This is a genomic window from Flavobacterium riviphilum (assembly GCF_055231795.1).
On sequence record NZ_JBUYSY010000002.1, the window covers coordinates 126,087 to 141,282 of the forward strand.

Below are 15,196 nucleotides of genomic sequence, written 5' to 3' on the forward strand. Positions count from 1 at the left end.
CGAAGATAGTATAAAAACCATACGAAAATTCAAAAAATGTAATAGGTTTTTGCATTAGTTTATTGGATTTACAAGGAAAAGCTTTTTTTGCTTATTTTATAACATACAATTAAAGGCTGAGCTTATTTTGGACTTTGTGTCATGTAGTAGTCCCAAGTTGTTTTGGCAATCTCGGCGATGATTTTTTCATTTGTAGCTTCATTTTCTTTGGATTGACTGACCAAGACACAAATGGCTACATAATTTCCGTTAGGAAAAAAAACAATTCCAATATCATTAACTGCAGCGGTAATGCCTTCTTTGTTTGTGCCAGAGGTACCTGTTTTATGTGCTACTTCAACTCCTTTAGGTAATAAGCCTTTCAGTCTGTTTTTTCCGGTTTGAGTGGCTTTCATCGTGTTCCACAAAAATGTGTGATTCGATTTTGAAAGTAATTTGGGGGAGTTTTTATAAAAAAGCTGCAAAGTTTGTACAGCGGCTTTGGGTGTGGTCCAGTTTTTAAATTGGTAATCCCAATTGGATTGCATTACTTCTTCGTTGTATGTAATTGCAAAATTCGAAATGCCTTTAGATTTTAAAAAATGTTCCACCTGCTGCGGACCACCCACCCATTGCAACAAGGCATCACAAGCTACATTATCGCTGCTTGTCACGGCGTAAGTAAGTAGTTTTGAAATAGGAAAAGTACCTCCTTTGGGGAATTCATCTTTTAGTGGACTCCAAAAATTAGGTAAAAGCGCTTGTTTAGAAATAGTGATAGGGGTATCTAGTGACAGTTTTCTTTGATCCACTTGGTCCAAGACGGCCAAGGCAATATGAAATTTGAAAACACTTTGTAATGGGAAATGCTTATCATTATTTATAGATAGTGTGTCCTTAGGATTTTTGCCACTGATTGCCACACCCACTACAGCATTTTTGGAGTTGATAATTGTAGTGATTTTGTGTCGAAGCTCCTCAAGGTTTTGACCCCAAGACATTGCGTTGGCTAAAAGTAAAAGAATCCAACAAAAATATTGAATTGATCTCATAAACTTGGATAGATAAATCAGGATTAGTTGAATAGCAATGGTCTAAAGTTTTGAAACAAATGTATTAAAAAGTCCGAGTTTTTCGGATCTAATTTGTTAATCCACTACTTAAGGTTTAAGTTATTACTTTGTTTGGTTTTAATACCGCACATCGCAATATGCGATATCGTTCGTATAGGTTATATCTGTTTTCAATAATTCTATAACTTACTATGAAAATTTATTGGTAACTATATTCGCTTTGCAAGATTAAGATGGAATGTCAGTTGTTGTAATATTCGAAACAACTACAGCGCTTAATAAAATAGGATGATAGATGTTGTGATCATTACTTAAAGTTAATCTATTGATTAGTTTGAATATACTTGCAATCTGTTTTTACTGTAATAACGGTAATATGAATGTGGTTTAATTATTTAAAAGACTAAACGAATATAAACATTATTATTTACTGTTATAGCGGTAAAAAAAGATATTTGTATTGTGTTTCTTTGTTTTGTCTAATAAAAAACATAAATTTACTGCTTAAGCGGTAAAAAATGAATGGTTTTAATCTTGGTGAATTCGTAAAAGAGCATCGTAAACAAGCTGGTTTAACACAGTTGGAACTGGCTAATCTAGCTGGAGTAGGTAAGACTACGGTTTTTGATATAGAAAAAAATAAGGAATCTGTGCGATGGAATAATCTTAGTGCTGTGCTGAAAGTTTTAAATATTGAAATTGTTTTTAAAAGTCCATTAAATAGACAATTATGAGAAAAGCAATAGTGTTTGTGCATGGAAAACGAGCTGGAATATTGTGTGAAGAGAGTGCTCAGATATACTCGTTTACTTATGATGACGATTATCAGGGGGAAGTCGTGTCTTTGACGATGTCTTTGCAACAAAAAAAACATTCATTTCCTCATTTTCCTCCTTTCTTTGATGGTTTATTACCTGAAGGTGTACTGTTGGAAGGTATGCTGCGTATTGGAAAAATAGATAAGAAAGACTATATGTCTCAATTGATAGCAACAGGAAACGATTTGGTTGGATCAGTAACCGTAAAGGGAATGGAAGATGAATAGATGTCCGATAACTTACGAATTATGTGGTTCTGAAAAGTATAGTAATAAAGGGCTCCGTTTACTGTCACCTAAAATGACGCATGTTAACGATTTGCCTTTTACTGCTGCCGAACTGCGACAAGAAGCAGCAAACAGAGCCAAAAAAATATCCATTCAAGGTGTTCAACCCAAGTTAAGCGCTATTGTTTCTGTAGTAAATCAAGGTTTTGAAATAGTAGATCAATTTGGAAACTATATTATCAAACCGCAAAATGATTTGTTTCCAGAGTTACCAGAAAACGAAGATGTAACCATGCGTATGGCTAAAAAATACGGACTGGACGTTCCTTTTCACGGAATGGTTTATGCTAAAGATGGTAGTTTGTCGTATTTTATAAAGCGTTTTGATCGCTACGGAAAAGGTAAAAAAGTTGCCACGGAAGATTTTGCGCAGTTAACTGGAAATACAAGAGATACCAAATACCGCTTTACTATGGAAAAGATAGTAAATGTTATGGATGAGTTCTGCACATTTCCAGCTATCGAAAAAGCCGATTTTTTTAAAAGAGTTGTGTTTTGTTTCATCACTGGAAATGAAGACATGCATCTTAAAAACTTTTCATTAATCACCAAAGGAGGTAAAACGACATTGACACCCGTTTACGATTTTTTGAATTCCTCAATAGCTATTAAAAAACCTGAAGAGGAAATGGCACTTACTTTAAATGGAAAGAAAAGTAATTTAAAAAAAGCGGATTTCATAAATTACTATGCTAAAGAACGTTTAGGCCTTTCGGATAAAACTGTTGATTCGATTTTGACAAATATGATTAAATGTCTTTCAGAATGGAATGAATTGATTGAAATTTCTTTTTTGTCCGATGACATGAAAGAAAAATATCTGAAACTTTTATCAGAGAGAATAAGCAGGTTTTAAGACATAAATATCACTTGATTTAGTGATTGTTTTTAGTGTGTTTTTATGGTTATGTTTGGGGAAATTAAGAACTCTCTTCGCTTCGGGATAGGTTATTAGCTATGTTAATGGATGGGCAAGTGAGTTTGGGCGGTTATGAGGTTGAGGATAGCGAGTTGAGGATAACGAGTTGAGGATGGTTGCGAAGGAAGGAGAAAATTATAAAAAGAAAAAAAATGGAAATATTAAATAGAAGCGCTATTACCATTACGCCAAAACAACCTTTTGTAGATTGGGCGAATGGCTTAACACCAGAATTCCCTTTGGAGATAAATGTTGTAGGCGAATCACATGCCTATCTTACCAATCCAGATTTTGAAGATGCCGAAAAACACTTAAAAAAATATTTCAAGCAAATTTTTATAGAAGAATTAGATAGTATTTGGACAGAGGAACAGGATTGGCCACAAAAAAGAGATTTCAAAACCTTTTGCGAATGGTTTAGTTTTGAAATTTCTGATTGGGTACAAGATTTGAGTACTAAACATCTCTTCGATGATGATCATTAAATAAAAAAAAGATGTCAAATCGCGATGAATTACAGCAAATGCCTTTATACCAAAAAGCAGAGCAAATTTTAAAAATAACCATGGGATTAGTGGCAATTGTACCCGCTGAAAATGAGTTTTTACAGGAAACCACCGTGCGCTACATGATGGAAAATGCCTTGTTACTACCTGCTAAAATCGCGGGTGTACAGGGCATTGATTTGTACGATTTGAAAATGGAAAATGCAACGTTAATCCGCAAAGCGGCAAGAGAATTGTATGTGCAAGCCGGTAGTTTGCGATTCGACGACTCAATTATGGATAAAGATTATATCGAATTGCTACGAAATACAATCGAAGAATTTCGGTTGTTGTTCATTGACTGGGTAGAAAATTTTGACCCATGGAATTATATTAAGGACGATTGGGGCTTGTTTAACCCTCCAGGAGTAAGCGCACATGATAAAGACCCGGATGAAGATATTCCCTTTGATCCCAATGATTTTTTTGGTGATGAGGAATAATCTTCATTTTAGTTTATTGCCTAAAATCTGTGTGCTTACAGTGAATGGCCTGCCCGTAAATCCTTGTCATTAATTTAAAATTTCATGAGCATTTATTCTTAGACAACGTTCGCTGCCTAAATAGAGTGGGTCACCGTGTTTTTCAGACCAAAAACCATCCAAAACATCTTTGGTAATGCATTGATAGACCGCAACGCCTTTGTAGGTGACTTTATCGGCTCCCTTGTATTTAAAATTGATGACTAAAATATTGTTTTTGAAAAATCCAGAACCCGTTTGTACTTGCTCATCGTTTATCAACCAGTGGGCTTGGATTCGATGGTGCTCGTCTAATGTTAGCGTTAAAACACCATGATAAGTAATAGCATTGTTCGCTTCCTGATTGCTTCCTGAAATGGAGTAAGTTCCGATTAAGTCTTGTGGAGTCATTTACTTCCCGATACAGAATTTAGAAATCTTTATTTTACAGTACTTAAGAGGTTATGAGGTACAGTTTGGGTACATCAAATTATATTTTTATTGTAAAATTAGTTATTTTTTTGATAAAAACACATCAATTGTTATCTATCTTGTAATTAATCCTAATTTTATGTCTTGTAGTTCAAGGTTTTAAGAAGTTGTTAATACAATAATTCTTTCTCTTTTAAAATTTTTGAGGTTTTTGGTTACATCTAGAAAAGTAATTTTTTTAGGCTAATTTTTGTGCTAATTTTTGTTTGGGAAAGTAAGATCCTAGTGTTTATAGGGGTTTGTTCGTTTTTGAGGTGTATTTTGTAAATATATTCTGTTTTTTATGTCTTTAAATGAAGTTCGATGTACTTTCTCTTAGCCAGACTATTTAATAGTTAAATATTCTGATTTGTTATGTCTGGAGTGAGTTTGAAAACTTTTTATTTGATAACGCATATCGCGATATGCGATATGGTCTCTCTGGGGGTTATCTTTTTTTAATAATTCTATAAAATTACTATGAAAATTTAATTGTAATTATATTCGCTGTGTAAGAATTGGATACAATAGTAGTTATTGTACAATTTACTACAACTACTACTAGGCCAAATTTTAAAGCTTTTTTGTACTATGAAAATTTTAGTCGTTTATAAGGTTAGTATCCTTCATTTGAATTTTACTCAATTTTATACTGTTTTACCGGTTGAAAATGTATCTTTATTTTAATGGGTTGTTTTTTGGGTTTGTTAGACATTTGAATTTAGTTTAAATTTTCAGGAAAGAGAATAGTCAGATTATTATAACAGTAACATCACTAAATTTAGTGATTGTTTAAGTGTTTTTTTATCTTTATGTTTGAGAAATTTAAGCTAACTCTGCCCCGATAAATGAAATTCAACGAAGATTCCAGGGTAAAAATCCCTACCATACTGCATTTAATGCGATTAGGTTATGAATATATTTCATTACCTTCTCAAAAATGGGATGAATCCACTAATATTTTTACCGATATTTTTCATGATGCAGTGAAACGATTAAACCCGGAGTTGAGTGATGGTGATTTAGATCGGGTGTATGACGATGTGGCTTTGTGTTTAGAAAATGAAGATTTAGGAAAAGCTTTTTATGAAAAAGTCATAGATCAGTCTGGAATTCGTTTGATAGATTTTGAAGATTTCAATAATAACTCTTTTCATGTTGTTACAGAACTGACGTATAAAAAAGATGATGAGGAATTCCGACCGGATATTGTTTTACTCATTAACGGGATGCCTTTGGTTTTTATTGAAGTTAAAAAACCAAACAATCAAGACGGTATTTTAGCAGAACACAAGCGTATACAAACCCGATTCCAAAATAAGAAATTCCGACCGTTTGTAAATATTACCCAATTAATGGTTTTTTCCAATAACATGGAATATGACAATAGTTCTCCATTGCCAATTGAAGGAGCTTTTTATGCTACGACTTCATATTACAAACCGATTTTTAATTATTTCAGAGAAGAGGCAACTTTCGATTTGAATCAGATCCTTTCAGAAGTTGACGATTCTGTTGAAACAACGGTTTTAAAAGATAATAACTTAGTTGGGATTAAACATTCGGATGAATTTATAACCAATAAAAATCCGAATACTCCAACCAATCGAATTTGTACTTCCTTGTTTCAAAAAGAGCGATTGGCATTTGTTTTACAATATGGAATTGCCTACGTAAAAGAATCAAGCGGTTTGCAAAAACACATCATGCGTTATCCGCAGCTCTTTGCTACTAAAGCTATTGAAGCTAAACTTGATGCCGGCGAAAAAAATGGAATTATTTGGCATACACAAGGAAGTGGAAAAACAGCCCTTACGTATTACAATGTAAAATATTTGACGAACTATTTTCGGGAGAAAAATATCGTACCAAAGTTTTACTTTATTGTGGATCGTTTGGATTTATTAATTCAGGCCGGAAAAGAGTTTAAAAGCCGTGGGTTGGTCGTTCATAATATCAATTCGCGCGAAGAATTCTCAAAGGACATAAAATCGACGAGTGTTATTCATAACAATTCCGGAAAGCCTGAAATTACGGTGGTAAATATCCAAAAATTTCAAGATGATCCGAATGTAGTTCGTAATACCGATTATAACCTGAATGTTCAGCGCGTGTATTTTATGGATGAAGTACACAGAAGTTATAATCCGAAAGGAAGTTTTTTAGCCAACCTGAACGAATCGGATAGGAACGCGATTAAAATCGGACTTACTGGAACCCCTTTATTGGGTACAGATTACAACTCGAAATCACTTTTTGGCGGTTATATTCACAAGTATTATTACAATTCATCTATTGCTGATGGTTATACCTTGCGTTTAATTCGCGAAGAAATTGAAACCAATTACCGTTTGGCTTTAAAGCAAACGCTAGAGGAAATTGATATTTTAAAAGGGAATGCCGACAAAAAACTGGTGTACGCCCATCCGAAGTTTGTAGAGCCAATGCTGGATTACATCGTACAGGATTTTAAAAAAGCCCGAATTACTATGAATGACAATACGATTGGTGGTATGGTGGTTTGTGATTCTTCGGAACAGGCTAAAATGTTGTATGAAATTTTTCAGACAAAATATGCGGAGCAAAAGAATGGAACGGAAGGTCTTTTAATGGCCGCAGAACCAAAACAAAGCTATGGCGACAATAAGAAAAATGAAAGTCGTGTAACGAAGGCTGCTGTTATTTTGCATGATATAGGAACCAAAGATGATCGTAAAAACGAAGTAGATCAATTTAAGGATGGCCATATCGATTTATTGTTTGTGTATAACATGCTTTTAACCGGTTTTGACGCTCCTAGATTGAAGAAATTATACATTGGGCGCGTCATTAAAGCACACAATCTGTTGCAAACCTTAACCCGTGTTAACCGAACCTATAAAGATTTTCGTTATGGTTATGTAGTAGATTTTGCTGATATTCAGAAAGAGTTTGATAAAACCAATCAGGATTACTTTAACGAACTGCAATCGGAGTTGGGCGATGAGATGCAGCACTACTCGGATTTGTTTAAATCTCAGGAAGAAATCAATCAGGAAATTCAGGAAATAAAAGACGTCCTGTTTCATTATAATATTCAGAATGCCGAGATCTTTTCGCAGCAAATCTCACAGATTAAAGACCGTGGCATTATGTTGCAAATTACCAAAGCTTTAAACAATGCCAAGAATTTGTATAATCTGATTCGCTTATCAGGAAATTATGAATTACTGGAACAATTGGATTTTCATAAACTTACAGTATTAGCAAGAGAAGCCAACAATCATTTGACGTTAATTAACACCAAAGAAGCGTTAGAAAGTAATGTCGATACTTCCAATTTGCTTAACATTGCACTCGAAGACGTTTTGTTTGCTTTTGTAAAAGTGAAAGAAGAAGAAATGGTTTTGGCCGATGAACTCAAAACCACTTTGCAAAAGACCAGAGAAATGCTCGGTGGTAATTTTGATCAAAAAGATCCGATGTTTATTTCATTGAAAGAAGAATTGGAACGATTGTTTAAAAAGAAAAATTTGAGCGAAGTTTCCAAAGAAGAAATGGAAGCCAATATTAAAGCCTTGGAAGCCATATACCACCAAGCCAAAGAACTGGAACGCAAAAACCAATTGTTGCGTGCCAAATATGATAATGACGAAAAATATGCCCGACTGCATAAACGCCTGATGGAAAAAGACCCGTTAACGGATAGCGAAAGTAGGTTGTTTGAAGCTTTGCAAGGGTTGAAAAAAGAAGTCGACCAACAAATTCTTCAAAATTCAAAAATGTTGGAAAACGAAAGTTTTGTAGAACGCATGATGATGCGCTTGGTGATCGATCAGTTTAAAAACAAACAGCACATTCCATTGGATGCCGCTACTTCTAAGCGTATCAACGGAATGATTGTGAAAGAATATATGAATGAATTTTACGGCAGAGTAGTATAATGGAGCAACAAATAGAAATTTTTAAAACTAAAGATAATCAAACAGAAGTAAAAGTACGGTTTGAACAAGATACTGTTTGGCTAGATGCCCATACCATTGCTTCATTGTTTACAGTAAATAGGCCGGCAATTGTAAAGCATATTCAAAATATCTATAAAGCAGAAGAATTACAAGAAACTGCAACCTGTTCCATTTTGGAACAGGTTGCAGCTGATGGTAAATTAAGAAAGATGAAACTCTATAATCTCGATATGATATTATCAGTTGGATATAGAGTAAATTCTAAAAGCGCAACCCAATTTCGACAATGGGCAACCCAACGGCTTAAAGATTATTTGGTACAAGGTTATGCGCTAAATGAAAAAAGATTAAAAGAACTCAATTACAAATATTCCGATTTGCAACAAGCTATACAACTAGCCGCAAATGCAGGGAATATTGAAACCTTAACCTCTTCGGAAGCTAAAGGAATCTTACGCGTAATCGAACAATACGCCTATGCGCTTGAAACCTTAGACAAATACGACCATCAAAAATTAACCATCGATAGCGACACTTCGGAAAAAGTAACTACAAGACTTTCTTATGAAGAAGCCATCAGGCAAATAAGTATTTGGAGAGATTTTCAAAATAGCGGAAAGCTGTTTGGAAACGAAAAAGACCAATCGTTTAAAAGTTCTTTGGAAACGATTTACCAAACCTTTGACGGTATTGATTTATATCCTTCACTCGAAGAAAAAGCAGCAAACCTCCTGTATTTTGTGGTGAAAAACCATTCGTTTTCCGATGGCAACAAACGTATAGCAGCTGGTTTGTTTATCTACTTTCTGGATATAAACAACAAATTACTTAACGAAAATGGCAACAAACGTATTGGTGATAATGCTTTAGTAGCGATTACCATTATGATTGCCGAAAGCAAATCAGACGAAAAAGACATCATGATTAAATTAGTGGTGAATTTGATTAACAATAAAAATTAAACACGAATACATATAGAATGACTACAGCATTACAATTTGAAAAGCAAACCAAAGCCTTAATTGACGACCTGAAAAGCGTTTGTGCCAATTACGGATTGGGAAATGACGGCAATGAATTTAAGATTATCACCCAAGTCTTTTTATATAAATTTCTGAACGATAAATTTGTTCACGAAGTAAAACAACTGGATCCCAAAATTGCCGAAACCAAAGATTGGGAAAAAGCCTTACGCGCTTATAGCCCAGACGACTACGAGATGCTAACGATGCAAATGAGCGAAAGCACCGCAAACCTGCATCCGGATCAGTTGATTTCGAGCTTATTTGACCGACAAAACGAACCAAAATTTGCCGATATATTTGATGCTACTTTATTGGATATCGCCAAACAAAACAGCAGCATTTTCTCGGTAGTAACCGAAGGCGGCGAAAAGATTGTCTTGTTTGAAAACATCAGTAAATATGTAACCGATAAACGAGATGAGTTTTGCAAAGCCATAATCAACAAACTGGTGCATTTTAGTTTTGAAAACATCTTTCATCAGAAGTTTGATTTTTACGCCACCATCTTCGAATATTTAATTAAAGATTACAACACCAACAGTGGCGGAAAATATGCCGAATACTTTACCCCACATGCTGTAGCCAAAATCATGGCGCGTTGTTTGGTACATGGCGAAGTAAGCAATGTTACCTGTTATGATCCTTCGGCCGGATCGGGAACCTTGTTGATGAATTTGGCCCACGAAATTGGCGAAGACAAGTGTACGGTTTATTCGCAGGATATTTCGCAAAAATCATCCAACTTGTTGCGACTGAATTTAATCTTGAACGATTTGGTGCACTCGATTCCGAATATTGTAAAAGGAAACACCATATTAGAACCGTACCACAAAGACAAAAACGGACGTTTACAGCAGTTTGATTACATTGTGAGTAATCCGCCGTTTAAGTTGGATTTCTCCGATTATGTGGCCGATTTGGACAGTAAAGAAAACCACGAACGCTTTTTTGCAGGATTACCCAATGTACCCAAAGCCAAAAAAGAAGGCATGGCCATTTATCCCTTATTTGTACAGCACATTATGTATTCGCTAACCGCCAAAGGAAAAGCGGCTATTGTAGTACCTACGGGATTTATCACGGCACAAAGCGGTATTGAACGCAAAATACGCGAGCAAATGGTGGAACGCAAAATGTTGCGCGGGGTGGTAAGTATGCCCTCTAATATTTTTGCCACTACAGGAACCAACGTTTCTATTTTGTTTTTGGATAAGGAAAACAGCAAAGGCGATATTGTGTTGATGGACGCTTCTAAATTGGGAACTACCGTAAAAGAGGGTAAAAATCAAAAAACAGTATTGTCACCCGAGGAAGAAGATGATATTATTGATACATTCAACAAGCACGAAGCCAAGGAAGATTTCTCGGTGGTGGTTTCGTATGACGATATCAAAGCCAAAAACTACTCCCTAAGTGCTGGACAATATTTTGAAGTAAAAATTGAATATACCGATATCACTCCAAAGGAATTTGAGGACAAAATGAAAGCCTTTGAAAGTAATTTAGCGCATTTGTTTGCCGAAAGTAAAACCTTGGAAACGGAAATTCAAAATAATTTGAAAGGGCTAAAGTATGAGTGATAGTATCGATAAAACAAATAACGACCGTTTATTTAACGAACTCTCATCATTAATTGAGCAAAGTAAACAGCGCATTACTGCTACAGCAAACAGCACGCTTACCCTCTTGTTTTGGCAGGTTGGCAAACGAATAAATGACGAAATATTACATAATGAGCGCGCAGCTTATGGAAAAGCAATTGTTGCTTCAGTTTCGGCACAATTAGAAAAACATTATGGTAGAAATTTTGAACAACGAAATATAAGGAGAATGATTCAGTTTTCTGAACAATTTCCAGATTTTGAAATTGTCGTGCCACTGGCACGACAATTAACTTGGTCTCATTTTTTGATTCTAATCCCTTTAAAATCTTTAGAAGCAAAATTGTATTATGCTCAAAAAGTAGTTGAGGAAGCTTGGGGAAAAAGAGAACTTCGCCAACAAATTTCTAGAAAAGCCTTTGAACGAAAAGAAATTGCCAACATACAACTATCGAAATTTCCTTCTGAATTGCAAAATACGTTTAAAGATCCCTATTTATTAGACTTTCTGAATTTAAACAACACCTATTTAGAAAATGATTTAGAACGTGCTATTTTGCAAGAATTGGAAAGTTTTATATTAGAGTTAGGTAAAGGTTTTGCCTTTATGGAACGCCAAAAACGAATGATAATAGACGGGGACGATTTTTATTTAGACCTTTTGTTTTATAATCGAAAACTTAAACGATTGGTTGCTATAGAATTAAAGCTAGGCAAGTTTGAAGCATCACATAAAGGTCAAATGGACTTGTACCTGAAATGGCTCAATAAATACGAAAAGCAAGATGGCGAGAACGAACCCATTGGAGTTATACTTTGTGCTGAAAGTAATAATGAGCAAGTAGAATTACTAGAAATGCATAAAGACGGAATTATGGTAGCAGAATATTGGACCGTATTACCTCCAAAAGCTGAGTTGGAAGCTAAAATACACCAACTGTTAATAGAAGCCAAAGAACGAATTGAACGAAACAGAATTGAGTAGAGTGAAAATGAACATGAAAAAGAAGCTACAAAATAATTTGAAAGGGTTGCGATATGAGTAAAAAAATAACCAAAACAGATTCAGAGCATTCATTTACCGAGTTTTTACTGTACAGCACCCCAAACGGAGGTGTTAAAGTGGAAATTTTTCTAAAAGATGAAAATATTTGGCTCACTCAGGATAAAATGGCGCAGTTGTTTGGAGTACAACGACCAGCGGTAACAAAGCACCTTAAAAATATTTTTGAGTCGGGTGAATTACAAGAAAATGTGGTGAGTTCCATTTTGGAACATACCACTTCACACGGGGCAATAGAGGGAAAAACTCAAGAAATAAAAGTTAAATAGTACAACCTCGACGCCATTATTTCGGTTGGATAACGGGAAACCAACATGGTATTTCTTTCAAAATCATTACTATATGCAGCAAGATGATCAACTAATTTCACAGCAAGAAGTAGAAAATCGCATTTTTACATTTCGAGGACTTCAGGTAATGATAGATCGTGATTTAGCAGAAATGTATGGTGTAGAAAACAAAAGGTTGAACGAGCAAGTGAAAAGAAACAGTGAACGCTTTCCCGACACTTTTCGATTTCAATTGAACGATAACGAATTTATTGAACTGGTCGCAAATTGCGACCGGTTCAAGACCCTAAAACATTCATCAACATTGCCTTATGCTTTTACCGAACAAGGAATAGCGATGCTCTCGGCAGTGATTCGTAGCAGTGTGGCCATCAAAATAAGTATCAATATAATGAATGCCTTTGTAGCGATGCGAAAAACTATGGCACAAAACAGTCTTTCCGATTTACGCATTAAAAAACTCGAACACAAACAACTGGAAACAGATGAAAAGTTTGAACGTATTTTCAAAGCTTTAGAAAGTAAAGATACCATTCCAGAAAAAGGAATCTTCTTTGAAGGACAAGTTTTTGATGCCTATCATTTTGTATCCGATTTGATTCGCAAAGCCACTAAAAATATTGTATTGATAGATAATTATGTAGACGATACCACGCTCACACTGTTACTCAAAAGAAATGAAAACGTTACCGTTACCCTTTATACTAAAAACATAAGCAAGGAACTGAAATTAGATTTGGAGAAACACAACTTCCAATATAGCCCCATCATACTAAAAGAACTGAATACCGCACACGATCGCTTCTTGATTATAGACGATAGTATGACGTACCACATTGGTGCTTCTCTAAAAGATTTGGGCAAAAAATGGTTTGCTTTTTCTAAAATGGATACCCATAGCCTTGCCATACTTAACAAACTAAACGATGAACAGAAATAAAATAACAACAAATAGCAGGATGACTATTTCGAGAATAGTGGGAGTTCAGAATAATTTGAAAACTACAAAAATATGAATGAATACTTTTTAGAAGAATTGCTTCAAATAAAAAATGGTAGAGACCATAAACATTTACCCAACGGTAATATTCCTGTTTTTGGGAGTGGTGGATTAATGCGTTATGTTAATCAAGCAATCTATAATGATGAAAGTATTTTATTACCAAGAAAAGGAACATTAAGTAATATTCAATTTACAAATAAACCCTTTTGGACTGTTGACACAATTTATTACACTATAATTAATAAAAATAAAGCAAATCCATTATACTTATATCATTATTTAAAGCAATTAGATTTAAGCTATTTAAATTCTGGAACAGGTGTGCCAAGTATGACTTTTGGTGTGTATTACAGTATTAAAGTAAAATTACCTTCATTATCTACCCAAAAAAAAATCTCCAAAGTCCTTTCTGATTTAGATGCCAAAATCGAGTTGAACAACAAAATCAACGCCGAGTTAGAAGCGATGGCCAAAACGCTGTATGACTATTGGTTTGTACAGTTTGATTTTCCAACTCCCTCTCCTTCGGGGAGGGCTGGGGTGGGGAAGCCATATAAATCTTCCGGCGGTAAAATGGTTTGGAATGAAGCATTGAAAAGAGAGATTCCTGAAGGGTGGGAGGTTGATACCTTATCTTATTGGATAAAAAATGATAAAAGCGGTGATTGGGGAAAAGAACAACTAGAAGGAAATTACAATCAAAAAGTATATTGCATTAGAGGTGCGGATATAAACGGATTAAATGGAAAAGGAGAAGTAAAATCACCTGAACGTTATATTTTAGAAAAGAACTTACATAAAGTTTTGGATCCTCATGATTTGGTTGTTGAGATATCTGGTGGTAGTCCTACACAATCTACAGGTAGATTAGCTTATATAACAGAGTGTACGTTAGATCGTTTTGATGCTCCAATTATATGTTCTAATTTCTGTAAAGCGGTTACTTTAAAAGACTATAAATATTTTTACAACTTCGTGTATCAGTGGAACAGTATTTATGATGCAGGAGTCTTATTTGGTTATGAAGGAAAAACAAGTGGTATTAAAAATTTATTGTTTGAATCATTTGTAAGTTCACATTATGCTGTAATTCCACCTAGTGAATTAGCAGAGAAATTCTACGATTTTATGAAGCCAATTCAAATCAAAAAAGAAAAGAATCTCAAAGAAAACCAAGAACTTGCTTCGCTTCGCGATTGGTTGTTGCCTATGTTGATGAATGGGCAGGTGAGTGTGGGTGGTTATGAGGTTGAGGATAGCGAGTTGAGGATGGTTGCGGAGGAAGTAGAAAAGTATAAAAACTAAAAAAAGCACATCGGCATTGGATTTTAAGCTAACCATACAACAAGGAGGAATGTTTGAGTTTGAAAAAACCGGAAAATATCCTCAATATTTAGTTTTTACTGCACCGGAACTTGGCAGAACATGGCGTTTAAAACTGAAAGAAGACATACAAAACGGCGTTTTAAAAGTAAACGGTCAAGTGGCCTTTTATTACTTTTTTGATGGTTTGGGCTGCAAAATACAAAATGTCGCTTCTGGAGTCATTACCTCAGAATGGGAAATTGAAGAGATTACGATGGTGATGAGGGATTGAGTGTGATTTGCAAAACCCAATAGCTTAGCGATTTGTTATTGCCTATGATGATGAATTGGCGGGTAAGTGTGGGTGAGATTGAGGAACAGTTGGAGATGGTTGTGGATGAAGGAGAAAATT

15 protein-coding genes are annotated in these 15,196 nt (G+C 34.9%); 13 read left to right on the forward strand and 2 right to left on the reverse strand.

From position 1 onward, the window contains the following. Positions 1–122: 122 nt before the first annotated feature. The gene (gene bla / locus ACZIX2_RS03245) at positions 123–1,031 is read right to left on the reverse strand and encodes a class A beta-lactamase, subclass A2 (RefSeq protein WP_463338647.1); all 909 of its coding nucleotides are present in this window, start codon (positions 1,029–1,031) and stop codon (positions 123–125) included. A 539-nt stretch (positions 1,032–1,570) separates the two neighbouring features. Between bla and ACZIX2_RS03250 the strand changes: the two genes are divergently transcribed. The 5 genes from ACZIX2_RS03250 (at position 1,571) to ACZIX2_RS03270 (ending at position 4,064) form a co-directional block, all read left to right on the forward strand. Further along, positions 1,571–1,786 carry a helix-turn-helix domain-containing protein gene (locus ACZIX2_RS03250; protein WP_463338648.1) on the forward strand — a complete coding sequence of 72 codons (216 nt, stop codon included), beginning with the start codon at positions 1,571–1,573 and terminating at the stop codon, positions 1,784–1,786. After that, positions 1,783–2,097, forward strand: coding sequence for a HipA N-terminal domain-containing protein (locus ACZIX2_RS03255; RefSeq protein ID WP_463338649.1), 315 nt, complete (start codon positions 1,783–1,785; stop codon positions 2,095–2,097). Before ACZIX2_RS03250 ends, ACZIX2_RS03255 begins: the two co-directional genes overlap by 4 nt. Then, positions 2,090–3,013: a HipA domain-containing protein gene (locus tag ACZIX2_RS03260; protein ID WP_463338650.1), complete on the forward strand. Its 924-nt coding sequence runs from the start codon at positions 2,090–2,092 to the stop codon at positions 3,011–3,013. The genes ACZIX2_RS03255 and ACZIX2_RS03260 overlap by 8 nt, the downstream gene beginning before the upstream one ends. Positions 3,014–3,228: 215 nt before the next feature. Then, positions 3,229–3,561 carry a hypothetical protein gene (locus ACZIX2_RS03265; protein ID WP_463338651.1) on the forward strand — a complete coding sequence of 111 codons (333 nt, stop codon included), beginning with the start codon at positions 3,229–3,231 and terminating at the stop codon, positions 3,559–3,561. Between the two features lie 11 nt (positions 3,562–3,572). Continuing rightward, a complete protein-coding gene (locus ACZIX2_RS03270; RefSeq protein ID WP_463338652.1) occupies positions 3,573–4,064 on the forward strand; it encodes a hypothetical protein in 492 nt (163 codons plus the stop codon). Positions 4,065–4,133: 69 nt separating this feature from the next. Here the strand turns inward: ACZIX2_RS03270 and ACZIX2_RS03275 are convergent, their stop codons facing one another. Further along, entirely contained in the window at positions 4,134–4,493 is a 360-nt protein-coding gene (locus ACZIX2_RS03275) for a hypothetical protein (protein WP_463338653.1), read from the reverse strand. 908 nt (positions 4,494–5,401) lie between these two features. Between ACZIX2_RS03275 and ACZIX2_RS03280 the strand changes: the two genes are divergently transcribed. The 8 genes from ACZIX2_RS03280 (at position 5,402) to ACZIX2_RS03315 (ending at position 15,076) form a co-directional block, all read left to right on the forward strand. Further along, on the forward strand, positions 5,402–8,476 hold the full coding sequence (locus ACZIX2_RS03280) for a type I restriction endonuclease subunit R (RefSeq protein WP_463338654.1): 3,075 nt from the start codon (positions 5,402–5,404) through the stop codon (positions 8,474–8,476). Next, entirely contained in the window at positions 8,476–9,459 is a 984-nt protein-coding gene (rhuM, locus tag ACZIX2_RS03285) for a RhuM family protein (RefSeq protein WP_463338655.1), read from the forward strand. Before ACZIX2_RS03280 ends, rhuM begins: the two co-directional genes overlap by 1 nt. A 17-nt stretch (positions 9,460–9,476) precedes the next feature. After that, positions 9,477–11,102 carry an HsdM family class I SAM-dependent methyltransferase gene (locus ACZIX2_RS03290; protein WP_463338656.1) on the forward strand — a complete coding sequence of 542 codons (1,626 nt, stop codon included), beginning with the start codon at positions 9,477–9,479 and terminating at the stop codon, positions 11,100–11,102. Further along, entirely contained in the window at positions 11,095–12,108 is a 1,014-nt protein-coding gene (locus ACZIX2_RS03295; RefSeq protein WP_463338657.1) for a PDDEXK nuclease domain-containing protein, read from the forward strand. Before ACZIX2_RS03290 ends, ACZIX2_RS03295 begins: the two co-directional genes overlap by 8 nt. Before the next feature lie 53 nt (positions 12,109–12,161). After that, entirely contained in the window at positions 12,162–12,455 is a 294-nt protein-coding gene (locus ACZIX2_RS03300) for a hypothetical protein (protein WP_463338658.1), read from the forward strand. 73 nt (positions 12,456–12,528) lie between these two features. Beyond that, complete coding sequence (locus ACZIX2_RS03305; RefSeq protein WP_463338659.1) at positions 12,529–13,416, forward strand: ORF6N domain-containing protein; 888 nt, start codon at positions 12,529–12,531, stop codon at positions 13,414–13,416. A 72-nt stretch (positions 13,417–13,488) separates the two neighbouring features. Next, a complete protein-coding gene (locus ACZIX2_RS03310) occupies positions 13,489–14,784 on the forward strand; it encodes a restriction endonuclease subunit S (protein ID WP_463338660.1) in 1,296 nt (431 codons plus the stop codon). A gap of 16 nt (positions 14,785–14,800) precedes the next feature. Beyond that, a complete protein-coding gene (locus ACZIX2_RS03315; RefSeq protein ID WP_463338661.1) occupies positions 14,801–15,076 on the forward strand; it encodes a hypothetical protein in 276 nt (91 codons plus the stop codon). Positions 15,077–15,196 lie beyond the last annotated feature (120 nt).